The sequence below is a fragment of the Paracoccus everestensis genome, assembly GCF_021491915.1.
Taxonomy (GTDB): Bacteria; Pseudomonadota; Alphaproteobacteria; order Rhodobacterales; family Rhodobacteraceae; genus Paracoccus; species Paracoccus everestensis.
The window spans coordinates 1,948,284-1,968,961 of record NZ_CP090836.1; the positions used below are offsets into that span (position 1 = coordinate 1,948,284).

The window sequence follows — 20,678 nt, forward strand, 5'->3', positions numbered from 1 at the left end:
AATCGCAGACAAGAGGCCTTCATGTCGTCCCCCCTTCGCCTCGGCATCGCCGGGCTTGGCACCGTCGGGATCGGTGTCGTCAAGATCGTCCAGAAACACGCCGATCTGCTGGCGCGCCGAACCGGCCGCCCCGTGGCGATCACCGCCATCTGCGCGCGCGACAAGATGAAGAACCGCGACGCCGACCTGTCGTCCTATCGCTGGGAAGACAATGCCATGGCGGTGGCCACGGCGGACGACGTGGATGTCTTCGTGGAACTGGTGGGCGGCGACAGCGGCATTGCCAAGGACAGCATCGAGGCTGCCTTGAGGTCGGGCAAGGACGTTGTCACCGCGAACAAGGCCCTGCTGGCCGTCCACGGGCAGGCGCTTGCCGAACTGGCCGAAAGCCTGGGCCGCACCCTTCGCTTCGAGGCGGCGGTGGCAGGCGGCATCCCCGTCATCAAGACCATGACGGAATCGCTTGCGGGCAACGAGATCCGCCGCGTGATGGGCGTGATGAACGGGACGTGCAATTACATCCTGACGCGCATGGACAGCGCGGGCCTGCCCTATGAGGCCGTGTTCGAGGAAGCGCGCCAGTTGGGATATCTCGAGGCCGATCCGACGCTGGACGTGGGCGGCATCGACGCCGGGCACAAGCTGGCGATCCTGTCGTCGATCGCCTTCGGCACTCGGGTCAATTTCGACGCGGTCGAGATCGAGGGGATCGAGCGGGTCAGCATCGACGACATCCGCCGCGCCGCCGACATGGGCTACAAGATCAAGTTGCTGGGAGTGGCCCAGATGACGCCCCGGGGCCTGGAACAGCGGATGTCGCCCTGTCTTGTTCCCGCAGACAGCCCCTTGGGCCAATTGATGGGCGGCACGAACATGGTCGTGGTGGAAGGCGACAGCGTGGGCCAGCTTGTCCTGCGCGGCGCGGGCGCGGGCGAAGGCCCGACCGCCAGTGCGGTCCTGTCCGACATCGTCGAGGTCGCTCGTGGCGTGCGTTTGCCGGTGTTCGGTCAGCCTGCGACGACGCTGAAGGCGGCGCAGCCTGCGCGGACGGCGGTTCCGGCAGCCTATTACCTGCGGCTGGAGTTGCAAGACAAGCCGGGCGCGCTTGCCAAGGTCGCGACGGTTCTGGGCGATGCGGGCATTTCCATCGACCGGATGCGCCAGTACGGGCAGCACAGCCCCGAAAGCGTCCCTGTGCTGGTCGTGACCCACAAGACCACGCCCGAGGCCATCGACTTTGCCATCGAGGCGCTGCCCCGCACCGGCGTGCTGGCGGGTGATCCGGTCGAATTGCGGATCGAGGAAGTGTGACAAAGATCGGGGGCGCTCGCGCCCCCTCTTGCCTCGGTCCCCGAGGCAATTCACCCCCGAGGATATTTGAGTGAAGAAGAAGCGGCCTCAGCTTCCCGCGATGATCCGCACATAGTTGCGCGTTTCGCGGTAAGGGGGGATGCCGTTGTATTTCTGCACCGCGCCCGGTCCGGCGTTATAGGCTGCAAGCGCCAGGCGCCAGTTGCCGAACTGGTTGTACATCATCCGCAGATAGCGCGCACCGCCATTCAGGTTCTGCACCGGATCGTTCGGGTTCACGCCCAGCTTGGCCGCCGTTCCCGGCATCAGCTGGGCAAGGCCCGTTGCGCCCTTGTGCGACCGCGCACGCGGGTTCCAACCCGATTCCTGCTGGACCAGGCGCAGGAACAGATCCTCGGGGATGCCGTGCTGGCGGGCGGCCGCGCGGGCATGGGGAATGAAATCGCTGCGCTTGCCGCGATAGGCGGGGATGTTGGCGGATAGCTGGATATCGACCGAACTGCCGCCGCTGCTGCTGCTGCGGCCGTTGGGCTGCAACCGCGCCGATTGCTGATACTGGGTGGCCAGCCGCGAATCCATCAGGCGGGTCTGGCGGGCGAACTGTTCGGCGCGCGATTTCGACGAACTGCCTGACAGGCGCAGCCCCTCGGCCCCTGCTGGCAAGGCCAGTCCTGCGATCAGGATCGCGCACAGACCCGCCTTGATGGTTGGGAAGAATGTCATGTCCCCGCCCTCGTTGTTGTTATGGGTTTTGGAGGGACTATACAGAAATCGAGCCGCATCGCCAGCACCGCTTTTCGGCCAGGCGGCACGTGGCGGCAAAGCGCGCATTTGCATCGTGGCGGGGCCTGCGCTAGAGCATTCCACAAGGACATATTTGCAGGAAAACGTCATGGCAGGCAGCGTCAACAAGGTCATCCTGATCGGCAATCTGGGCGCCGACCCCGAAATCCGCACGTTTCAAAATGGCGGCAAGATCGCGAACCTGCGCATCGCCACGTCCGAAACGTGGAAGGACCGCAGCACGGGCGAGCGCAAGGAAAGGACCGAATGGCATACGGTCGTCATTCATTCCGAACCCCTGGTCCGCGTGGCCGAGCAGTATCTGAAGAAGGGCAGCAAGATCTATGTCGAGGGGCAACTGGAAACCCGCAAATGGCAGGACCAGTCGGGGGCCGACCGTTATTCGACCGAGGTCGCGCTGCGCCCCTATCGCAGCGAACTGACGATGCTGGAAGGCCGGGGCGGTGCAGGTGGCGGCGGTAGCCGTGACGGGGGCGGCTATGACGATTACGACCGCGGCGGCTCGTCCTCGGGCAGCCAGGGCGGCGGCAGCCAGGGCGGTGGCGGCAGCAGCCGCAGCGATTACGACGACGAAATCCCGTTCTGATCCCACGGCGGGGCGCGAGCCTAGCGCGCGTCCCGCAGCACCGCCGCCAGCGTATCGGGCTGCACGTCGTCGCTGACGAAGGCCTCGCCGATGCCGCGCGCCAGAACAAAGCGCAAGCGGCCGTCCACGACCTTCTTGTCCTGCCCCATCAGCGCAATCAGCGCCGCATCGTCGGGCAGATCGCCCGGGATGTCGCGGATCGCGGCGGGCATTCCCATTTGGCGCAGATGTTCCAGCACGCGCGAAGGCGCTTCCTGGCTGCACAAACCCATGCGCGCGGACAGGTCGAATGCCAGGGCGCAGCCGATCGCCACGCCTTCGCCGTGCAGCAGACGGGCGGAATAGCCGGTGGCCGATTCAAGGGCATGGCCAAAGGTATGGCCCAGGTTCAGAAGCGCACGTTCGCCTTGCTCGGTTTCATCGCGCGTGACGATGCCCGCCTTCATCGCGACCGAATGGGCCACCGCGTGCTGGCGCAGGGCCATGTCGTCGCGCAAGCTGGGGGCGTTCGCTTCCAGCCATTCGAAGAAATCACCGTCCCCCAGAAGCCCGTATTTCGCGACCTCGCCATAGCCCGCCAGGAAGTCGCGCGGGGCCAGCGTGTCCAGCACGGCGATATCGGCCAGCACCAGGGATGGCTGGTGAAAGGCGCCGATCAGGTTCTTGCCGTGCGGGCTGTTGATGCCGGTCTTGCCGCCGACGCTGCTGTCCACCTGGGCCAGCAGCGTCGTGGGGATCTGCACGAAGCGCACGCCCCGGCGCAGGATCGCGGCGGCAAATCCCACCAGGTCGCCGATCACCCCGCCGCCAAACGCCACCACAATGTCGCGCCGCTCGATCCGCTGATCTAGCAGCCATTCGACGCAGGTGGTCAGATGCGGCCAGCTTTTCGTCCCCTCGCCCGGCGGCAGGGTCAGGGCCTCGGATGCAATCCCCTCGGCCGCCAGGGCGGCTTGCAGGCGTGGCAGATGCAGGGCGGCGACCGTTTCATCCGTGACGATGGCCACGCGCGGGCGGCGCAGCAAGGGCGCGATTTCGGCCCCCGCGCGGCCGATCAGGCCTGCGCCGATGCGCACGTCATAGGCGCGGTCGCCCAGGGGAACATGAACGGTGACGGGATCAGGGGTCATGGCGTCTCGGTCAGAAGGTCTGCATCGGCGGTGCGGATCGCGTCCAGTAGCCGCGTGGTGGCGGCATCGACGGTGTCGCCGGGGCGGGCGGGAAAGGTCAGTTCGGCCAACGCATAGGTCGGACTGCGTTCGGCCAGCAGGCGGGCCAGCGTGCCCTTGGGATCGGCGGTTTGCAGCAATGGGCGCGTGCTGCGCTGACGGACCCGGTGCCACAGCGTGTCCAGGTCGCAATCCAGCCAGACCGACAAGCCTGCCGCCTTGATGGCCGCACGGTTGCGGTCCTGCATCCAGGCCCCACCGCCGGTCGAGATCACGCGCGGCGATTCCCGCAGGATCCGGGCGATCACCTGCGCCTCGCGGTCGCGAAAGAACGCCTCGCCGTCGCGGGCGAAGATTTCGGAAATGGACATGGCGGCCGCCGTTTCGATCTCGATATCCGAATCGGTAAAAGGGACGTGCAGCCGCCGGGCCAGTTCCGACCCGAGCGCGGTCTTGCCCGCCCCCATCATCCCGATCAGCACGATATGGCGCCCAAGGCGCTGCCTCATGTCCGTCCCCCGTTTCCTGGGCGACTGAATGGCGTGATCTTTCGGAAAATGCCATATATATTCCGGGCAGGCTGGCGAAAGACCGGCCGAAAGATCAAACAACGATGAAACGAGGCGAATTCGATGCGGCTGCTCAAGGTTCTGATGGTGCTGATTCTGGCGGCGGTGATCGGCCTTGCCGGTTATGCCTATTTCGGCGACATGGAACCGGTCCGGTCCGAGGTGCGCAGCCCTGTCGCGGGTGCCCCGGCAGCACCTTCCGCACCCGCCTCAACCGAGGCCGACACCGAGTGAAGCCTCTTTTGCTGCCCCTTGCCTTGACGCTGGGTCTTGCCTGGCCCGTCCATGCCCAGCAGCCGCTGTCCGCAAGCGACTGGCTGTCGGGAAGCGTGCGCGGGCCGGATCGCGAAAGTTCGGCCTGGCGGCCGGGCGACGCGCCGCCCCCCGGTGTTCCCGGCGCCCAAGGCCCGAAACCCGTCGCCACGACAGGCGAGGTCGGAACCGTCCAGGTCACCCGCCTGGGCGTCGGCAACCCCGATACCGTGGGCCTGAGAACGCCGCGCAAGGCGGGGATTCCGGCTGATCTGTGGCAAGGCAGCAGCACGGCTCGTCTGGCCGACCTGATCCTGCGCACCCCCGCCCGGCTGCCCGCCATGAACACGCTGCTGGACCGGGTGCTGACCACGCAACTGGTCCCGCCCGCCCAGGCGGATGCGCCACAGGGCACGCTGTTTCTGGCCCGCGCCGACCGGCTGCTGGACGCGGGCGCGGTGAACCGGGCGCAGGCCTTGCTGATTGCCGCCGGGCCAGGCAACCCGGAGATCTTTCGCCGCCTGTTCGACATCGCGTTGCTGGAAGGGGACGAAGGACGGGCTTGCGACATCATGAACACAACCCCCGGCATCGCCCCCAGCTTTGCCGCGCGCATCTTTTGCCTGGCGCAGACCGGCGACTGGGCGGCGGCCGCGATCAGCCTGCATGGGGCGGAAAGCCTGGGCCTGCTGGATGAGCGCCAGGCGGTTCTGCTGACGCACTTCCTGGACGATGCCTATGTGGACAGCGACCAGATGCTGCCCCCCGCCGACCGCATGACGCCCCTGGATTTCCGCATTCACGAGGCGATCGGCCAGCCGCTGCCCACGTCATCGCTGCCCATCGCATTCGCCCATTCCGACCTGCGCCCGAACAATGGCTGGAAGGCCCGGCTGGACGCCGCCGAGCGGCTGGCCCGGGCGGGGGCCCTGTCCCCTGCCGACCTGCGCGCCTTGTACAGCGAACAAAAGCCAGCGGCCTCGGGCGGGGTCTGGGAACGGGCCGGCGCCATGCGCACGCTGGAGGCTGCCCTGGCGGGCGGTGATCCCCTGCCCGCCCTGACCGCTGCCTTTGACGAATTTCGCAAGGCCGACATGGCCGATGTGCTGGCCGCGATGATCGCCGCCGACCTGCCCGAGGGCGGCGAAGGGCGTTCGGCCGAAATCGCGACAGGGCTGCGCCAATGGCAGGGACTGCCGGTGCCGGTGCCTTTGGTCCTGGATCCGGCCTTGAAGGCCGATCCGGTCCAGGCACCAGAAACCCAGCAGGGAGAGACGTTGTTGACCGCAATGGCCGATGTCGATGCGGGCCTGGATGGCGACCTGCCTCGCGCGGGACGGGGCCTGGCCATGTTGCGCGCCCTTGGCCTGGGGGCTGACGCCGACCTGGCCGCTGCGCAATTGTCGCTGTTGCCGATGATGCGGGCCGATCCATGATCGCCGATCACCGCGCCATTTCTGCCTTCCTGGACGCCAAGGCCGCAGAATCTGGATCGGCCTTGAACACGGTGCTGGCCTATGGCCGCGACCTGCGCGACCTGTCGGACTGGCTGTCCACGCACAAGCTGGCCTTGGCCCAACTAACCCGCGAACGGGTCGAGGATTACCTGGCCCATTGCGACGCCCAGGGTTTGTCGCGGGCCACGCGGGCACGGCGGCTGTCGTCGATCCGCCAGTTCACGCGCTTTGCGTTGGAGGAAGGCTGGCGCGACGACGACCCTGCCATCCGCATCAGCGGGCCGGGCCGGGCCAAGCGACTGCCCAAGACCCTGGACCGGGCCGAGATCGACGCCCTGCTGGCGGCCGCCCCCCAGATCGGGCGGACCGGCCCGGAACGCGCGCGCAACCTGTGCCTGATCGAGATGCTTTATGCCACGGGAATGCGGGTCAGCGAACTGGTGGCCCTGCCCGCCGCCGCCTGCCGGGGCGATCCGCAGGTGTTGCTGATCCGCGGCAAGGGCGGCAAGGAACGCATGGTGCCGTTGACGCCTCCGGCAAGGGCCGCGTTGTCGGCATGGCTGGCGATCCGGGACGACGCGCCCAAGGAAAGCCCGCTTGGCCGCCTCGTGGCAGGAAAGGGCGCCCGCTGGCTGTTCCCCGCGCCCGGTGCTGCGGGCCATATGCCGCGCCAGACCTTTGGGCGGCTGCTGAACGACGTGGCGGTGGCTGCTGGCGTTTCCCCGTCCCGGGTCACGCCTCATGTCATCCGCCACGCATTCGCCACGCATCTGCTGCAAGGCGGGGCCGACCTGCGCAGCATCCAGACCCTTCTGGGCCACGCCGACCTGGGCACGACCGAGATCTATACCCACGTCCTGGACGAACGGATGCGCGACCTGGTCCTGACCCATCATCCCTTGGCGCGGACCCCTGCCGCTGTCGAGAAGGCAGGGGATTAGGATGCAGGTTCTGGCATGGGCCTCGGCCCTGATGGGACGGACACGCGGTGCAATGCGCCGCCCCCCGAACGCCCAGACCGCGGGCATCGCGCTGATCCTGGCCGCGATCCTGGGATTCACGATGATGGATGCGACGGCCAAGCACCTGACGCAAACCTATCATCCCGCGCAGGTGGTCTGGGCGCGCTTTGTCGGCAACCTGGTGATCTTCGCGCTGATCTTCAGGGGCGCGATGTTCCCGCTGATGCGCACCCGACGCCCCGGCCTGCAATTTTCCCGCGCCCTGATGCAGCTTGGATCGGTGGGGCTGTTCTTCAGTTCCCTGCAATTCATCGGCCTTGCCGAGGCGACGGCGATCATGGACCTGAACCCGGTCCTGATCACCCTTGGCGCCGCGCTGTTCCTGGGCGAGGCGATCGGCCCCCGGCGGCTGGGGGGCATCGCCGTCGCGCTGATCGGCGCCCTGATCATCATCCGCCCCGGCATGGGGGTGTTCCAGCCTGCCGCCCTGCTGCCGCTGGTCGGGGCCTTTACCTATGCCACGGGGGCGCTGCTGACGCGGATGGCGCGGGCGGATTCAGTTGCGACATCGGTCATGTGGTCGGCGGTGGTGGGCAGCGTCCTGACCTCGCTTGTGGTTCCCTTCGTCTGGCAGCCCATCACCATGGCCGATCTATGGGCCTTTGCGTTGCTGGGCGTCTTTGGCACGCTGAGCCAATACCTGCTGGTCCGCGCCTTTGCCACGGCCGAGGCCGGGGTTCTGGCCCCCTTTGGCTATACCGGGCTGATCTGGGCGGGCCTTTGGGGTTGGCTGCTGTTCGGGCAGTTGCCCGACGCGTGGACGGTCGCGGGCGCCGCGATTATCGTGGCAGCAGGCCTTTATGTCTGGTCCCGAGAAGCCCGCGCGGCACGAAAGCCCTCATGAGCCAGTCCGAGAAGCCCCCCCTCTCCGACCGCATTGCCAACACCGCCTTTCTGTCGGTGATCGGGCTTGCCCGGCTGCTGCCCTATGACAAGCGCATCCCCGCCGTGGGCTGGCTATTTGCCCATGTCCTTGGCCCGCTGGCCGGATGGCGGCGGCGGATCCGCGAAAACCTGTCGCTGGCCCGCCCCGACCTGTCGCCCGACGAGGTCAAGGCCCTGGTCCGCGCCGTTCCCGGCAACGCGGGCCGGTCCGTGGCCGAGATCTATTCGGGCGAGGAATTCACGTCCCGCATCCGCGACGCCGACCCGCTGGAAGGTCCGGGCCTGCCCGCCCTGGAAGCCGCTTTCGACGCCCATCGCCCGGTCATCATCGCCTGCGCCCATTTCGGCAATTACGATGCCATGCGCGCGGCGCTTGCCGGGCGCGGCTGGCCGGTCGGCGCGCTGTATCGCCCCATGAACAACGAGGCGTTCAACCGCCATTACATCCCCGCCATCACGGCCATTGCCGAACCGCTGTTCCCGCGCGGTCGATCCGGCCTCGCCTCGATGCTGCGGTTTCTGAAGGGCGGCGGTTGGCTGGCGCTCGGCTTTGACCAATATGACCGCCATGCCCCGGAACTGCGCTTTTTCGACCTGCCCAGCCGCACGGTGCTGACGCCCGCCGAACTGGCGCTGCGATACGGGGCGGCCCTGATCCCGGTCCATGGCATCCGCTGCCCGGATGGCCTGCGCTTTCGCGTCCATGTGGGCGAACCCGTCGAACATGGCGAACCGGCGGCCATGATGCAGGCGCTGAACGACGATCTGGAAATGCTGGTGCGCCAGCACATGGACCAATGGTTCTGGGTCCATCGCCGCTGGAAATAGGCACGGGCGCACAACCCCTGCGCGCCCGTGAACCTTGCCGGACCACCGCCCCGGACCCACATCCCCCCTTGACGCGCATGACGCGCACCAAAGGGATATCATGAAGAAGATCGGCTTTCTGTCCTTCGGCCACTGGTCGCCCGAAAAGGGATCGCAGGTCCGCACGGCCCAGGACGTGCTGCTGCAATCCATCGACCTGGCGGTGGCCGCCGAGGAACTGGGCGCGGACGGCGCCTATTTCCGCGTGCATCACTTCGCCCGCCAGCTTGCCTCGCCCTTTCCGCTACTGGCCGCAGTCGGCGCCCGCACCAAGACGATCGAGATCGGCACCGGTGTGATCGACATGCGCTATGAAAATCCGCTGTACATGGTCGAGGATGCGGGCGCGGCGGATCTGATTTCCGGGGGGCGCCTGCAACTGGGCATCAGCCGGGGCAGCCCTGAACAGGTCGTCGATGGCTGGCGGTATTTCGGATATCAGCCCGCCGAGGGCGAGAGCGACCAGGACATGGCCCGCCGCCATACCGAGGTGTTCCTCCAACAGCTGGAAGGCCAGGGCTTTGCCCGCCCCAACCCGCGCCCGATGTTCCCGAACCCGCCGGGCCTGCTGCGGCTGGAACCTCATTCAGCCGGCCTGCGCAATCGCATCTGGTGGGGCTCGGCCTCGGATGCGACGGCCGAATGGGCGGCGCAGATGGGCATGAACCTGCAAAGCTCGACCCTCAAGGTCGATGAATCGGGCGAACCGTTCCATGTCCAGCAGGCCCGCCAGATCCGCGCCTATCGCAAGGCCTGGGCGGCTGCGGGCCATGCGCACGCCCCGCGCGTGTCGGTCAGCCGGTCGATCTTCGCCCTGGTGAACGACATGGACCGGCGGTACTTCGGGCGCGGCGGCAAGGACAGCGACCAGATCGGCAATATCGACAACTATCGCGCGGTGTTCGGACGCAGCTATGCCGACGAACCCGACCGGCTGGTCGAGCAGCTGCGCGAGGACGAGGCTGTGGCCGAGGCCGATACTCTGCTGCTGACGGTCCCGAATATGCTGGGCGTGGATTACAACGTCCATGTCATCGACAGCATCCTGCGCCATGTCGCCCCGGCGCTTGGCTGGCGCTAACCCTTGCCCGTTTCGCGCAGGTAAAGCCTGACCGCATCCGCCACATGGCGGAAGCGGTCGCCGCCCAGCGGCTTGCCGCCATACCACCGGGTCACGATCACCACATGGTCCTGCAGCCCCGCGCGGTCCAGCATCTGCAGGATCAGCGCCCCCGCGCCGGCCTCTCCATCGTCGTCCTTGACGGCCTCGCCGCTCAGGATCGCGGCCCAGCTGTTATGGGTTGCCTTGGCAAACCGCTTGCTTCGCTTCAGTTCGGCCAGCAGCGCCGCTGCCTCGGCCCGGCTGGCGGCAGGCCCGCCCGACACGGCATAGCGCGATCCCCGGTCGGCGATGATCTTGTCGAAGACCTGCATCAAAGGGTCAGCCACCCCGCCGCCGCACATAAAGCTCCAGCCGGTGATGGACGATCTCGTATCCCATCTCGGCCGCGATCTCTGCCTGCAAACGCTCGATCCGGTCGTTGATGAACTCGACCACCTCGCCCGTGTCCACGTCGATCATGTGATCGTGGTGCCGCTGGTCGGCAGCCTCCCACCGGGCGGGCTCGCCCTGGAATTCCAGCTTCTCGATCACGCCTTGCGTCTGCAGCGTGGTCAGAGTGCGGTACACGGTCGCCAGCGACACCCCCGCCCCGGCAGCCTCGGCCCGTCGGTGCAGTTCGGCGGCGTCGGGATGATCCTCGCTGCCCGCAATCACGCGCAACAACGCGGCGCGCTGACGGGTGACCCGCACGCCCGCCCTGCGCAGGGCCTGTTCCAGCTGGGATGCACGATTTTCCATGAAACCGTCATGCCGCATCCGGCGTTCAGTTGCAACTAATTCTCAACTATTGACAGTTGCGAATCGCTCGCACATAACCGTCCCATGGACAGAAGCCGTTGGAATATCCACCGATGAAACTGCCCCTTGCCTTGGCCTTGGCGCTGATCGCCCTGCCCGCCCATGCCGACAGGCTGAAGGTAGCGACCACGTTTACCATCATCGCCGACATGGCCCGCAACGTCGCGGGCGATGCGGCGGACGTGGAATCCATCACCAAGCCGGGGGCCGAAATCCACAATTACCAGCCCACCTCCGGCGACCTGATCCGCTCCACGGATGCGGACCTGATCCTGGTGAACGGGCTGAACCTTGAATCCTGGTTCCAGCAATTCATCGACCAGCTTGGCGACATTCCCGTGGCCGTTGTCAGCGACGGGGTCCAGCCCATGTCGATCAACGGCGGCGATTACGACGGCAAGCCGAACCCCCATGCCTGGATGTCGCTGGAATCCGCGCTGATCTATGTGGACAACATCGCGGCGGCCATGGCTGGCGCCGATCCCGACAACGCGACGGCCTATCAAGCCAATGCGAACGCCTACAAGGCGCAGATCACCGCGACCATCGCCCCCTTGCGCGACGCCGCCCGCGCCCTGCCAGACGACCGCCGCTGGCTGGTCACCTCCGAAGGCGCGTTTTCCTATCTGGCCCGCGATTTTGGGCTGCGCGAACTGTATCTTTGGCCGATCAATGCCGATGCGCAGGGCACGCCGCAGCAGGTGCGCCATGTGATCGACGTGATGCGCGACAACGATGTGGGCGTGGTGTTTTCGGAATCCACCGTATCCGACCGCCCGGCCCGCCGCGTGGCCTCGGAAACCGGCGCGACCTATGGCGGCGTTCTCTATGTGGACAGCCTGTCCGAGACTGACGGCCCTGTTCCCACCTACCTCGACCTGCTGCGTGTCACATCGGAAACCATCGTGAACGGCCTGCGGAATGACTGACGGGATCGAGGTCCGGAACCTGACCGTTGCCTATCGCAACGGCGTCACCGCCTTGCGCGATGCCAGCTTCTCCGTTCCCTTGGGGTCCGTCACCGCGCTTGTGGGCGTCAACGGGGCGGGCAAATCGACGCTGTTCAAGGCGCTGATGGGCCTTTTACCCCATGCCTCGGGCCAGGTCCGCATCGGGGGCGGCACGGTCGAGGACGCACTTTCCAGAAACCTCGTCGCCTATGTTCCCCAGGCCGAGGAAGTGGACTGGACCTTTCCTGTCCTGGTGGAAGACGTGGTGATGATGGGCCGATACGGCCATATGGGCTTTTTCCGCCGCCCCCGCCCTATTGACCGGCACGCGGTGGATGCAGCCCTGGCCCGCGTGAACATCGCCGACTTCCGCCGCCGCCAGATCGGCGAGTTGTCGGGGGGCCAGAAGAAACGCGTCTTCCTGGCCCGCGCCATCGCGCAGGAAGCAAAGGTGATCCTGCTGGACGAGCCCTTCACCGGCGTCGATGTGCAAACGGAACAGGCGATCATCGCCCTGCTCATGGCGATGCGGGACGAAGGCCGGGTGATGCTGGTGTCCACTCACAACCTTGGCTCGGTTCCCGAATATTGCGACCGGGTGGTGATGGTCAAAGGCACTGTCCTGGCAAGCGGCCCGACCGAGACGACCTTCACCCCCGAAAACCTGCGCCTCGCCTTTGGCGGCGTCCTGCGCCATTTCGTCCTGGGCGGCACGGCGCTGCACGACGACGCGGACCAGCGCAGCGTGGACGTGTTCACCGACGACGAGCGTCCCCTGGTCTTTTACGACCAGCGCCCCCGCAGGAAGGACCAATGACAGCCGCTTTGCCTTGGCCGAAATATCCCACGGGGGTGTGGGGGTGTGAAACCCCCGCTTGCTGCGCCTGATGCTGGAAACCCTGCTGATCCCCTTCACCTATGGCTACATGACGAACGCCATCTGGGTATCCGCCCTGGTTGGTGGGGTTTGCGCCTTCCTGTCCGCCTATCTGATGCTGAAAGGATGGAGCCTGATCGGCGATGCCCTGTCCCATTCCATCGTCCCAGGCGTGGCTGGCGCCTATATGCTGGGCCTGCCTTTCGCGCTTGGCGCATTTCTGTCAGGCGGGCTGGCGGCGTTGACTATGCTGTTCCTGAACAGCCGCACGGGATTGAAGGAAGACGCGATCATTGGTCTGATCTTCACCGGATTTTTCGGAATCGGGCTGTTCATGATCTCGCTCAATCCGGTTTCGGTCGACCTGCAGGCGATCACCATGGGCAATATCCTGGCGATCTCGCCGGGCGACACGGTTCAACTGGCGATCATCGGGGGCGTGTCGCTGGTGGTCCTGCTGGCAAAATGGCGCGACCTGATGGTGGTGTTCTTTGACGAAAGCCACGCGCGCACCATCGGCCTGCATCCGGGACGGCTGAAAGTCCTGTTCTTCACCCTACTGGCCGGGTCCACCGTCGCGGCCATGCAGACCGTGGGCGCCTTTCTGGTCATTGCCATGGTGGTGACGCCCGGCGCCACGGCCTATCTGCTGACAGACCGCTTTCCCCGGTTGATCGCGCTGTCGGTGGCCATCGGCACGCTGACCTCGGCCATCGGCGCCTATCTCAGCTTTTTCCTGGACGGCGCGACGGGCGGCATCATCGTGGTCCTGCAGACGCTGATCTTCCTGGCGGCCTTTGTCCTTGCGCCCACACATGGCATCCTTGCCAGCCGCCGCCGCATCCGCCAGGCGCGCCCATGACCTGGCTGACCGCCCCCCTCGCCTTTCCCTTCATGGTCGAGGCCGCGCTGATCGCCGTCATTGTCGCCATTCCCGCGGCCCTGCTCAGCTGCTTTCTGGTGCTGAGAGGCTGGGCCCTGATGGGCGACGGGATCAGCCATGCGGTACTGCCCGGGATCGTCCTGGCCTATCTGGCCGGGATCCCGCTGCTGATCGGGGCTTTCATCGCCGGGATGATCTGCGCCCTGTCGGCGGGATGGCTGGATGCCAACAGCCGGGTCAAGCCCGACACTGCGCTTGGCGTCGTCATGTCGGGCCTGTTCGGCCTGGGGATCGTGATCCATACGCAGTTCCCGACCGACGTGCATCTGGACCATATCCTGTTCGGGAACATCCTGGGCATCGGGCGGGACGACTTTCTTTCGGCGGGATCGATCTCGGCGGTGGTGGGACTGGTGCTGATCCTGAAATGGCGGGATTTCGCGCTGCTGGTCTTTGACCCCGTGCAGGCACGGGCGGCGGGCCTGCCCGTGGCCTGGCTGCATTACGGGATGCTGGCAATGATTTCCGCCGTGGTGGTGGCGATGCTGTCGGCGGTGGGAATCATCCTGTCGGTCGCGCTGCTGATCGCGCCGGGGGCCATCGCGTTCCTGCTGACCCGACGGTTGCAGGCGATGCTGGCGCTGTCCGTGATCATCGGAGCAGGATCAAGCCTTGCCGGCATCTGGATCAGCTTTTGGCTGGACAGCGCGCCCGCGCCGACCATTGTCGTCGTGATGACAGGGTTGTTCACGCTGGTCTTTCTTTGGCGGCAGATGACCCACCACCGGAATGCCGCTTAAGGGGGAAAAACCATGCTGCCCGACCGTTCGGCCTTTCCTGCGGATTTCGTCTTCGGCGTCGCCACCTCGGCCTATCAGATCGAGGGGTCGGCCCATGGCGGCGCGGGGCCGTCGCATTGGGACAGCTTTGCCGCCACCCCTGGCAATGTCGCGGACGGCAGCAACGGCACCCTGGCCTGCGATCATTACCATCGCTGGCCCGAGGATCTGGATCTGATCCGGGATGCGGGCTTCTCAGCCTATCGCTTTTCGACCTCCTGGGCGCGGGTCATGCCCGACGGGGTGACGATCAATCCGCAGGCTATGGATTTCTATGACCGGCTGGTCGATGGGATGATGGAACGCGGGCTGGCCCCGCACCTGACCTGCTATCACTGGGATCTGCCCGCCGCGCTGTCGGATATGGGCGGCTGGCAGAACCGGGACATCGCCGGACGCTTTGCCGATTACTGCGCCGCGGTTCACGCGCGGCTGGGCGACCGCCTGGCCAGCACCGCCACGCTGAACGAACCCTGGTGCATCGCCTGGCTGTCGCATTTCCTGGGCCAGCACGCCCCCGGTCTGCGCGACATCCGCGCCGCCGCCCGCGCCATGCACCATGTCCTGCTGGCCCATGGAACAGCCATGCATGCCTTGCGCGCAGGCGGCGCGGAAAACCTGGGTATCGTGCTGAATTTCGAAACCGCCCATCCCGCCGACGACAGTCCCGGCGCGATCCGCGCAGCAACGGTCCAGGATGCCATCTATAACCAATGGTTCATCCGGGCGGTCATGGGCCAAGGCTATCCGCAAGCCGCGCTTGATGGATTGGAACCGCACCTGCCCCAGGGCTGGCACGATGACATGGACAGGATCGCTCAGCCGATCGACTGGCTTGGCGTGAATTATTACACCCGCAGGCGTTATGCGGCGGGCGACGGGCTGTGGCCGCAGGGCAAAGGGGTGGACGGGCCGCTGCCCAAGACGCAGATGGGATGGGAGATCCGGCCCGATGGCCTGACCGAGTTCCTGGTCCGCCTGTCCCGCGACCATTTGGGCAACCTGCCCGTCATGGTCACGGAAAACGGCCTGGCCGAGGCGGCAGACGCGGACATCACCAGCGATCCCCGCCGCGTGGCCTTTATCGGCGATCACCTGCGCGCCGCGCGTGCCGCCATGGACCAGGGCGTGAACCTGCGCGGCTTCTTTTATTGGTCACTTTTGGACAACTTCGAATGGGGCTGGGGTTACGGCCCCCGCTTCGGGTTGGTCCATGTCGATTACAAGACAATGGCCCGCACCCCCAAGGCAAGCTGGCAGGCGTTCCGCACCATGCTGAAAGGGTGATCCGAAAGGGGGATCAGCCCCCGCCGATCCCCGTCGTCACCTTGCCCGTGCCGCCGCATTCGGGGCATTCCTTGCCCTCGGCCCGGCCGCTGCCTTCGCATTTGCGGCAGATGTTCTCGCCCGCGCCGGGGGTGCCGGGCGGAACGGCGTCGGGGTTTTCCTTGTCGGTCATGGCGTCCTCCTGCGTTTCCGTCATCCGTTCAACCCCGCAGGGGGGCGCCTGTTCCATGGCCTTGGTTGCACCCCCCCGGCCCAGCGGCTATCTGAGGAAGAAAGCCGCACCGGAAAGAACCGTCATGATCGTCATCGCCGCCGCCATCATCGGTGCAACCCTGGGCTGGCGCCGTGCCGGGCAACTGGGCGGCACCCGGCGCGACCGCGCGCAATATGCGGCGGGCTTTGCCATGGCGCTGGCAGTGCTGGGCCTGTTTGCCACTGTCATCCTGGATCGGATGATGTGATGTTCATCCCGTTTCTGGACAGCCTGCGTCGGCAAGGGGTGCCGGTCTCGCTGCGGGAATGGCTGGACCTGATGGCCGGGATGCAGGCGGGCGTCGCGGACTGGTCCGTGGACGGCTTCTATCACCTTGCCCGGCTGGCGCTGGTCAAGGACGAACGCCACATCGACCGCTTCGACCGCGCCTTTGCCGAAGCCTTTTCGGGCCTGGAGGCGATCCCGGTCGAGACGCTTGTGACCGAACAGGCGATCCCCCGCGATTGGCTGGAAAAGCTGGCCGAAAAGCTGCTGACCGATGCCGAAAAGGCGGAAATCCAAGGCGGCGGCAGCTTCGAGGATCTGATGCGCAAGCTGCGCGAAAGGCTGGCCGAACAGCAGGGGCGCCACCAGGGCGGGTCCAAGTGGATCGGCACCGCGGGAACCTCGCCCTTCGGTGCCTATGGCTACAACCCCGAAGGCGTGCGGATCGGCCAGGACGAATCCCGCCACCGCCGCGCCGTCAAGGTCTGGGACAAGCGCGAATTCCGCGATTTCGACGACAATGTCGAACTGGGCACCCGCAACATCAAGGTCGCGCTGAAACGCCTGCGGCAATGGGCACGCCACGGCGCGGCGGACGAACTGGACCTGCCCGCCACCATCCGCGCCACTGCCGATCACGGCTATATCGACGTGCAGACCCGGCCCGAACGGCGCAATGCGGTCAAGGTGCTGCTGTTTCTGGACGTGGGCGGGTCGATGGACGACCATATCCGCGTCGTGGACGAGCTGTTCTCGGCCGCGCGGGCCGAGTTCAAGCACATGGAGCATTTCTATTTCCACAACTGCCTTTACGAAGGCCTGTGGACCGACAACCGCCGCCGCTGGACCGAGCAGACGCCCACCTGGGACGTGCTGCACCGCTTCGGGCGCGACTACAAATGCATCTTCGTGGGCGATGCGTCCATGTCGCCATACGAGATCGCCGTTCCCGGCGGGGCCAACGAACACTGGAACCCCGAGCCGGGCGAGGTCTGGCTGCGCCGCGCGGCCGAGACCTGGCCCGATCACGTCTGGCTGAACCCGGTCCCGCAGGCGCATTGGGGATATACCCAATCCATTGCCATGGTCGGAAATATCTTCGAAAACCGGATGATGCCCATGACGCTGGACGGGTTGACGCAGGCGATGCGGATCCTCGGCTGACCTCTGGCGCGAGCGGCCGGGCGGGGCCATATTGGTGCCATGAAATACCTGCCGATCATCCTGCTGGTTCTGTATCTGGCCGCCATGTGGTTCTTTTCCCTGTGGAGGCTGCGGCAGGAACTGAACCAGAAATCGACGCCGCTGAACCACCCCCGCCTGACGCCCATGCTGGAACGGCTTGGCCGGGCGATGGACTTGCCGCCCGTGCGCGCCCATGTCTATGAGGTGGACCCTGTCAACGGCCTTGCCGCCCCCGACGGGCGCATCTTCCTGACACGCGGCTTCATCCGCAAGCTGGATGTGGGCGAGGTCACGCCCGAGGAACTGGCCAGCGTCATCGCCCACGAACTGGGCCATGTCGCCCACGGCCATGCCCGGCGGAGGATGATCGACTTTGCGGGCCAGAACGCGATCCGCATGGCGCTTGCCGGGGTGCTGGGGCGCATCATTCCCGGCCTGGGCGCATGGATCGCCGGACTGATCGCCACCGCCGTCGCTGCCCGCCTGTCGCGCGACGACGAATTCGAGGCCGACCGTTTCGCAAGCGCCCTGATGATCCGCGCGGGCCTGGGGACCGAGCCGCAGATTTCCCTGTTCCGCAAGCTGGAACGCTTGACAGGCAGTCGCGGCGGCGCGGCCCCCGCTTGGCTGTTGTCCCACCCCCCCACCGCCCGCCGCATCGCCGCGATCGAGGCGCTGCAAGGCCGCTGGCAGGGGGGCTGACCCCCTTGCGGGATCGGACGGGGCGCCTATGCTGGGGTTGCCCCAACGGAATAAACGATGACCCGCCCCTTCCGCCGCCTGGTTCTGTATGTTCCAGGCTTTGATCCCATGCCCCCGCGTCGCTACCGAGAGTTGTATCGGCGCGAGTCGAACAAGCAGGCGCTGATCGGCGGCTATGACGTGGCGATGGAACGTCTGGACGGCGCGGCCGGCTTTGGCTGGACCACCCGCGCCCGCTTTCCCACGGGCGAGGCCCAGGCACGGATCGAGGTTCTGGTCTGGGCCGATCTGGTCCAGGCCTCGATGCGCGGCGGGATCATGGCCACCTATTGGCAGATGCTGAGGGTGGCCTGGCTCTATCTTTGGTCGGGGGCCTTGCTGCGGATGATGTGCCTGCGGCGGGGACCGGTGCTGGCGGCGCTTTATCCGCTGGCGATGCTGATGGGGCAACTGGCTTGCGCGGTGCTGGCAGGAGGGCTGACGGGTTGGGGCATTGCTGCCCTTTCGGGGATCGGCTGGCTTGCGGTTTTGCCCGGCCTGCTGGCGGGCTGGGGCGTCCTGGCCTTTGCGCGGTCCCAGGATCACCGCCTGTTCGCATATTACCTGATGCAGGATTACGCCTTCACGGCCAGCCTGCACGGTGCCTATCCGCCCGCATTGGAAGACCGGCTGGCCTTGTTCACCGACCGCCTGTCCGATGCCATGAGCCAGGATTGGGACGAGGTCCTGGTGGTCGGCCATTCATCCGGCGCCTATCTGGGGGTGTCGATCCTGGCCGACCTGATCCGCCGCCGGGATGTTGCGCCCGGGGGGCCAGCGCTGTCGCTGATGACCCTGGGCCATGTCATTCCCATGGCGTCCTTTCTGCCGCGCGCGCAGCGATTGCGGGCCGACCTCGCCTTCCTTTCGGAACGGCCGGAGGTGTTCTGGCTGGACGTGACCGCGCCGGGCGATCCATGCAGCTTTGCCCTGTGCGATCCGGTGGCGGTCACCGGCGTCGCCGGACGGTGCCAGCGGTGGCCCCTGGTCTTGTCGGCGGCGTTCAGCCGGAGGCTGTCGCCTGCCCAGCAACGGGAACTGCGGGGGCGGTGGTTTCGGCTGCATCTGCAATACCTGTGCGCTTTCGACCGTCCTGGCGATTACGATTACTTTGCCATCACCGCCGGGCCGCAGCCGCTGGCTGACCGCTTCAAGGACCGCAAGCATTCGCCCGGACGGATCGCCACGCCCGTGGGGCCGGGCCTGCCATGATCCCGCCGCGCCCCCACACAACCGAAGGCCGGGGCAGCCTGTGGCGCTTTGTCCGCGCGTTCCGCCACGACCTGCTGTCGGCGCTGCCCGAACGCCTGTATCGCGCCTGGATGGCCGAATTCCGCAGCCCGCTGATCCACAGCTTTGTCTGCAACGACCCTGCCCTGATCCGCCTGATCCTGAAGGACCGGCCCGGCGATTTCCCGAAATCGAACCGCCTGCGCGCGGGCCTTGCGCCGCTGTTGGGGGCTTCCGTGTTCGTCACCAACGGTCCCGAATGGGCGGCACAGCGCCGCATCATCGACCCCGCGTTCGAGGGCGGCAGGCTGCACCAGACCCTGCCCGCGATCTTCGGTGCCGCCGACGCCCTGGTCGCGCGCCTGCGCCCCGGCCTTCAGGATATCGAACCCGAGACCAGCTTTGCCGCCGCCGATGTCATCTTTCGGGCGCTGTTCTCCATGCCTATCGAACATGAAACGGCGGCGCAGGTCTTTGCGGCCTTTCGCACCCACCAGGAGGCCCAGCCCGTCGTCAACTGGGCTGCCCTGCTGCCTTGGCCCGCCTGGCTGCCGCATCCCCATTCCCGCCGCACCCGCCGAACGGCCGCCCAGATCCGCGGCCTGATCGCCGGTCTGGTCGCCGACCGCATGGCTGCGATCCGCCTGGGCAATGCCCCCGACGATCTGGCGACGCGGATCATGACCACGCCGGATCCCCAGACGGGCCACTGCTTTTCCGAACCCCAGATGGTGGATCAGGTGGCGATCTTCTTTCTGGCGGGCCACGAGACAAGCGCATCGACCTTGGCCTGGGCACTGTGGCTGCTGGCCGCCCATCCCGAATGGCAGGACCGCGTCGCCGCCGAGGCCGCGTCCCTGACCCCCGACATGGCGGGCGTCAATGCCCTGCGCACCACCCGCGCCGTGTTCCGGGAAGCGCTGCGCCTTTACCCCCCGGTCCCGATGATGGTGCGCGAAGCCGCCCGGCCAGAAACCCTGCGCGGCCGGCCCGTCCCGCGCGGGGCGCAGTTGATCCTGTCGCCCTGGCACCTGCACCGCCATCAACGCCTGTGGGACAACCCCGATGCCTTTGATCCGGGCCGCTGGTCCCGTCCTGAAACGCGCAGCAGCGCCCGCGACGCCTTTATCCCCTTTTCAGCGGGCGAACGCGTCTGCCCCGGCGCCGGCCTTGCGATGATAGAGGGCGCGGCGATGCTGGCCCGCGTGGCCCAGGCCTTTACCCTGCGCCCCGGGCCGCTGGCCCCCGTCCCCGTCGCCCGCCTGACCGTCCGTGGCCAAGACGGCATCCACATCCACCTGACCCCGCGCGCGGAGCGCGATTCATCAGCTTGACATTCCGTGCCGACACGGGAAAAAGAACGCC

The 20,678-nt window shown here is 66.7% G+C and carries 24 protein-coding genes; 18 read left to right on the forward strand and 6 right to left on the reverse strand.

Features of this window, described 5'->3' with window-relative positions; all coding sequences use genetic code 11:
- Positions 1–21 precede the first annotated feature (21 nt).
- Entirely contained in the window at positions 22–1,311 is a 1,290-nt protein-coding gene (locus LZ585_RS09590; protein WP_234853356.1) for a homoserine dehydrogenase, read from the forward strand.
- 87 nt (positions 1,312–1,398) lie between these two features.
- On the opposite strand, the gene LZ585_RS09595 is transcribed toward LZ585_RS09590, so the two are convergent.
- Positions 1,399–2,034 (reverse strand): lytic transglycosylase domain-containing protein, encoded by a 636-nt coding sequence (locus tag LZ585_RS09595; protein ID WP_234853357.1) that lies wholly within the window; start codon positions 2,032–2,034, stop codon positions 1,399–1,401.
- A gap of 169 nt (positions 2,035–2,203) precedes the next feature.
- Between LZ585_RS09595 and ssb the strand changes: the two genes are divergently transcribed.
- Complete coding sequence (gene ssb / locus LZ585_RS09600) at positions 2,204–2,701, forward strand: single-stranded DNA-binding protein (RefSeq protein WP_234853358.1); 498 nt, start codon at positions 2,204–2,206, stop codon at positions 2,699–2,701.
- Between the two features lie 20 nt (positions 2,702–2,721).
- Here ssb and aroB read toward each other — a convergent pair whose 3' ends face one another.
- Both aroB and LZ585_RS09610 read right to left on the reverse strand, forming a co-directional pair.
- Positions 2,722–3,831 carry a 3-dehydroquinate synthase gene (gene aroB / locus LZ585_RS09605; protein ID WP_234853359.1) on the reverse strand — a complete coding sequence of 370 codons (1,110 nt, stop codon included), beginning with the start codon at positions 3,829–3,831 and terminating at the stop codon, positions 2,722–2,724.
- On the reverse strand, positions 3,828–4,379 hold the full coding sequence (locus LZ585_RS09610; protein WP_234853360.1) for a shikimate kinase: 552 nt from the start codon (positions 4,377–4,379) through the stop codon (positions 3,828–3,830). The genes aroB and LZ585_RS09610 overlap by 4 nt, the downstream gene beginning before the upstream one ends.
- A gap of 123 nt (positions 4,380–4,502) precedes the next feature.
- Here LZ585_RS09610 and LZ585_RS09615 point away from each other — a divergent pair, with 123 nt between their 5' ends.
- The 6 genes from LZ585_RS09615 to LZ585_RS09640 all read left to right on the forward strand — a co-directional run bounded on the left by LZ585_RS09615 (position 4,503) and on the right by LZ585_RS09640 (position 10,003).
- Positions 4,503–4,673, forward strand: a complete 171-nt coding sequence (locus LZ585_RS09615) for a hypothetical protein (protein ID WP_234853361.1) — start codon at positions 4,503–4,505, stop codon at positions 4,671–4,673.
- Positions 4,670–6,127, forward strand: a complete 1,458-nt coding sequence (locus LZ585_RS09620; RefSeq protein ID WP_234853362.1) for a hypothetical protein — start codon at positions 4,670–4,672, stop codon at positions 6,125–6,127. The genes LZ585_RS09615 and LZ585_RS09620 overlap by 4 nt, the downstream gene beginning before the upstream one ends.
- The gene (locus tag LZ585_RS09625) at positions 6,124–7,089 is read left to right on the forward strand and encodes a site-specific tyrosine recombinase XerD (protein ID WP_234853363.1); all 966 of its coding nucleotides are present in this window, start codon (positions 6,124–6,126) and stop codon (positions 7,087–7,089) included. Before LZ585_RS09620 ends, LZ585_RS09625 begins: the two co-directional genes overlap by 4 nt.
- 1 nt (position 7,090) lies before the next feature.
- Entirely contained in the window at positions 7,091–8,014 is a 924-nt protein-coding gene (locus LZ585_RS09630; RefSeq protein WP_234853364.1) for a DMT family transporter, read from the forward strand.
- On the forward strand, positions 8,011–8,883 hold the full coding sequence (locus LZ585_RS09635; protein ID WP_234853365.1) for a lysophospholipid acyltransferase family protein: 873 nt from the start codon (positions 8,011–8,013) through the stop codon (positions 8,881–8,883). The genes LZ585_RS09630 and LZ585_RS09635 overlap by 4 nt, the downstream gene beginning before the upstream one ends.
- A 100-nt stretch (positions 8,884–8,983) precedes the next feature.
- Positions 8,984–10,003 (forward strand): LLM class flavin-dependent oxidoreductase, encoded by a 1,020-nt coding sequence (locus tag LZ585_RS09640; RefSeq protein WP_234853366.1) that lies wholly within the window; start codon positions 8,984–8,986, stop codon positions 10,001–10,003.
- Here the strand turns inward: LZ585_RS09640 and LZ585_RS09645 are convergent.
- On the reverse strand, positions 10,000–10,356 hold the full coding sequence (locus tag LZ585_RS09645; RefSeq protein WP_234855803.1) for a YigZ family protein: 357 nt from the start codon (positions 10,354–10,356) through the stop codon (positions 10,000–10,002). The two genes, LZ585_RS09640 and LZ585_RS09645, sit on opposite strands and share 4 nt — an antisense overlap.
- A gap of 7 nt (positions 10,357–10,363) precedes the next feature.
- Positions 10,364–10,783 (reverse strand): Fur family transcriptional regulator, encoded by a 420-nt coding sequence (locus LZ585_RS09650; protein WP_234853367.1) that lies wholly within the window; start codon positions 10,781–10,783, stop codon positions 10,364–10,366.
- Positions 10,784–10,896: 113 nt separating this feature from the next.
- Between LZ585_RS09650 and LZ585_RS09655 the strand changes: the two genes are divergently transcribed.
- The 5 genes from LZ585_RS09655 (at position 10,897) to LZ585_RS09675 (ending at position 15,679) form a co-directional block, all read left to right on the forward strand.
- A complete protein-coding gene (locus LZ585_RS09655) occupies positions 10,897–11,772 on the forward strand; it encodes a metal ABC transporter substrate-binding protein (protein WP_234853368.1) in 876 nt (291 codons plus the stop codon).
- On the forward strand, positions 11,765–12,610 hold the full coding sequence (locus LZ585_RS09660; protein WP_234853369.1) for a manganese/iron ABC transporter ATP-binding protein: 846 nt from the start codon (positions 11,765–11,767) through the stop codon (positions 12,608–12,610). The genes LZ585_RS09655 and LZ585_RS09660 overlap by 8 nt, the downstream gene beginning before the upstream one ends.
- Positions 12,611–12,680: 70 nt before the next feature.
- Complete coding sequence (locus LZ585_RS09665; protein ID WP_234853370.1) at positions 12,681–13,532, forward strand: metal ABC transporter permease; 852 nt, start codon at positions 12,681–12,683, stop codon at positions 13,530–13,532.
- Positions 13,529–14,353 (forward strand): metal ABC transporter permease, encoded by an 825-nt coding sequence (locus LZ585_RS09670; RefSeq protein ID WP_234853371.1) that lies wholly within the window; start codon positions 13,529–13,531, stop codon positions 14,351–14,353. Before LZ585_RS09665 ends, LZ585_RS09670 begins: the two co-directional genes overlap by 4 nt.
- 12 nt (positions 14,354–14,365) lie before the next feature.
- Positions 14,366–15,679: a GH1 family beta-glucosidase gene (locus LZ585_RS09675; RefSeq protein WP_234853372.1), complete on the forward strand. Its 1,314-nt coding sequence runs from the start codon at positions 14,366–14,368 to the stop codon at positions 15,677–15,679.
- A 13-nt stretch (positions 15,680–15,692) separates the two neighbouring features.
- Here LZ585_RS09675 and LZ585_RS09680 read toward each other — a convergent pair whose 3' ends face one another.
- Complete coding sequence (locus LZ585_RS09680; protein WP_234853373.1) at positions 15,693–15,851, reverse strand: hypothetical protein; 159 nt, start codon at positions 15,849–15,851, stop codon at positions 15,693–15,695.
- 55 nt (positions 15,852–15,906) lie between these two features.
- Here LZ585_RS09680 and LZ585_RS09685 point away from each other — a divergent pair, with 55 nt between their 5' ends.
- From LZ585_RS09685 to LZ585_RS09705, 5 genes are read left to right on the forward strand one after another with little or no spacing between them, the layout of a single operon-like run.
- Positions 15,907–16,140 (forward strand): apolipoprotein acyltransferase, encoded by a 234-nt coding sequence (locus LZ585_RS09685; protein WP_234855872.1) that lies wholly within the window; start codon positions 15,907–15,909, stop codon positions 16,138–16,140.
- Positions 16,140–17,321, forward strand: a complete 1,182-nt coding sequence (locus LZ585_RS09690; protein WP_234853374.1) for a vWA domain-containing protein — start codon at positions 16,140–16,142, stop codon at positions 17,319–17,321. The genes LZ585_RS09685 and LZ585_RS09690 overlap by 1 nt, the downstream gene beginning before the upstream one ends.
- Positions 17,322–17,360: 39 nt before the next feature.
- Positions 17,361–18,044, forward strand: a complete 684-nt coding sequence (locus LZ585_RS09695; protein WP_234853375.1) for a M48 family metallopeptidase — start codon at positions 17,361–17,363, stop codon at positions 18,042–18,044.
- A 57-nt stretch (positions 18,045–18,101) separates the two neighbouring features.
- Entirely contained in the window at positions 18,102–19,295 is a 1,194-nt protein-coding gene (locus LZ585_RS09700; RefSeq protein WP_234853376.1) for a hypothetical protein, read from the forward strand.
- A complete protein-coding gene (locus LZ585_RS09705) occupies positions 19,292–20,647 on the forward strand; it encodes a cytochrome P450 (protein ID WP_234853377.1) in 1,356 nt (451 codons plus the stop codon). Before LZ585_RS09700 ends, LZ585_RS09705 begins: the two co-directional genes overlap by 4 nt.
- The last annotated feature ends 31 nt before the right edge of the window (positions 20,648–20,678 follow it).

What these genes read in the sequence shown, in the direction of transcription:
- LZ585_RS09705 (WP_234853377.1), top strand. Translation starts at nt 19,292, where the DNA reads ATGATCCCGCCGCGCCCCCACACAACCGAAGGCCGGGGCAGCCTGTGG.
- LZ585_RS09615 (WP_234853361.1), top strand. Translation starts at nt 4,503, where the DNA reads ATGCGGCTGCTCAAGGTTCTGATGGTGCTGATTCTGGCGGCGGTGATC.
- LZ585_RS09685 (WP_234855872.1), top strand. Translation starts at nt 15,907, where the DNA reads ATGGCCTTGGTTGCACCCCCCCGGCCCAGCGGCTATCTGAGGAAGAAA.
- LZ585_RS09610 (WP_234853360.1), bottom strand. Translation starts at nt 4,379, where the DNA reads ATGAGGCAGCGCCTTGGGCGCCATATCGTGCTGATCGGGATGATGGGG.
- LZ585_RS09660 (WP_234853369.1), top strand. Translation starts at nt 11,765, where the DNA reads ATGACTGACGGGATCGAGGTCCGGAACCTGACCGTTGCCTATCGCAAC.
- LZ585_RS09645 (WP_234855803.1), bottom strand. Translation starts at nt 10,356, where the DNA reads ATGCAGGTCTTCGACAAGATCATCGCCGACCGGGGATCGCGCTATGCC.
- LZ585_RS09640 (WP_234853366.1), top strand. Translation starts at nt 8,984, where the DNA reads ATGAAGAAGATCGGCTTTCTGTCCTTCGGCCACTGGTCGCCCGAAAAG.
- LZ585_RS09630 (WP_234853364.1), top strand. Translation starts at nt 7,091, where the DNA reads ATGCAGGTTCTGGCATGGGCCTCGGCCCTGATGGGACGGACACGCGGT.
- LZ585_RS09650 (WP_234853367.1), bottom strand. Translation starts at nt 10,783, where the DNA reads ATGGAAAATCGTGCATCCCAGCTGGAACAGGCCCTGCGCAGGGCGGGC.
- LZ585_RS09690 (WP_234853374.1), top strand. Translation starts at nt 16,140, where the DNA reads ATGTTCATCCCGTTTCTGGACAGCCTGCGTCGGCAAGGGGTGCCGGTC.
- LZ585_RS09700 (WP_234853376.1), top strand. Translation starts at nt 18,102, where the DNA reads ATGACCCGCCCCTTCCGCCGCCTGGTTCTGTATGTTCCAGGCTTTGAT.
- ssb (WP_234853358.1), top strand. Translation starts at nt 2,204, where the DNA reads ATGGCAGGCAGCGTCAACAAGGTCATCCTGATCGGCAATCTGGGCGCC.
- LZ585_RS09655 (WP_234853368.1), top strand. Translation starts at nt 10,897, where the DNA reads ATGAAACTGCCCCTTGCCTTGGCCTTGGCGCTGATCGCCCTGCCCGCC.
- LZ585_RS09695 (WP_234853375.1), top strand. Translation starts at nt 17,361, where the DNA reads ATGAAATACCTGCCGATCATCCTGCTGGTTCTGTATCTGGCCGCCATG.
- LZ585_RS09590 (WP_234853356.1), top strand. Translation starts at nt 22, where the DNA reads ATGTCGTCCCCCCTTCGCCTCGGCATCGCCGGGCTTGGCACCGTCGGG.
- LZ585_RS09680 (WP_234853373.1), bottom strand. Translation starts at nt 15,851, where the DNA reads ATGACCGACAAGGAAAACCCCGACGCCGTTCCGCCCGGCACCCCCGGC.
- LZ585_RS09675 (WP_234853372.1), top strand. Translation starts at nt 14,366, where the DNA reads ATGCTGCCCGACCGTTCGGCCTTTCCTGCGGATTTCGTCTTCGGCGTC.
- LZ585_RS09595 (WP_234853357.1), bottom strand. Translation starts at nt 2,034, where the DNA reads ATGACATTCTTCCCAACCATCAAGGCGGGTCTGTGCGCGATCCTGATC.
- LZ585_RS09665 (WP_234853370.1), top strand. Translation starts at nt 12,681, where the DNA reads ATGCTGGAAACCCTGCTGATCCCCTTCACCTATGGCTACATGACGAAC.
- LZ585_RS09670 (WP_234853371.1), top strand. Translation starts at nt 13,529, where the DNA reads ATGACCTGGCTGACCGCCCCCCTCGCCTTTCCCTTCATGGTCGAGGCC.
- LZ585_RS09635 (WP_234853365.1), top strand. Translation starts at nt 8,011, where the DNA reads ATGAGCCAGTCCGAGAAGCCCCCCCTCTCCGACCGCATTGCCAACACC.
- LZ585_RS09625 (WP_234853363.1), top strand. Translation starts at nt 6,124, where the DNA reads ATGATCGCCGATCACCGCGCCATTTCTGCCTTCCTGGACGCCAAGGCC.
- aroB (WP_234853359.1), bottom strand. Translation starts at nt 3,831, where the DNA reads ATGACCCCTGATCCCGTCACCGTTCATGTTCCCCTGGGCGACCGCGCC.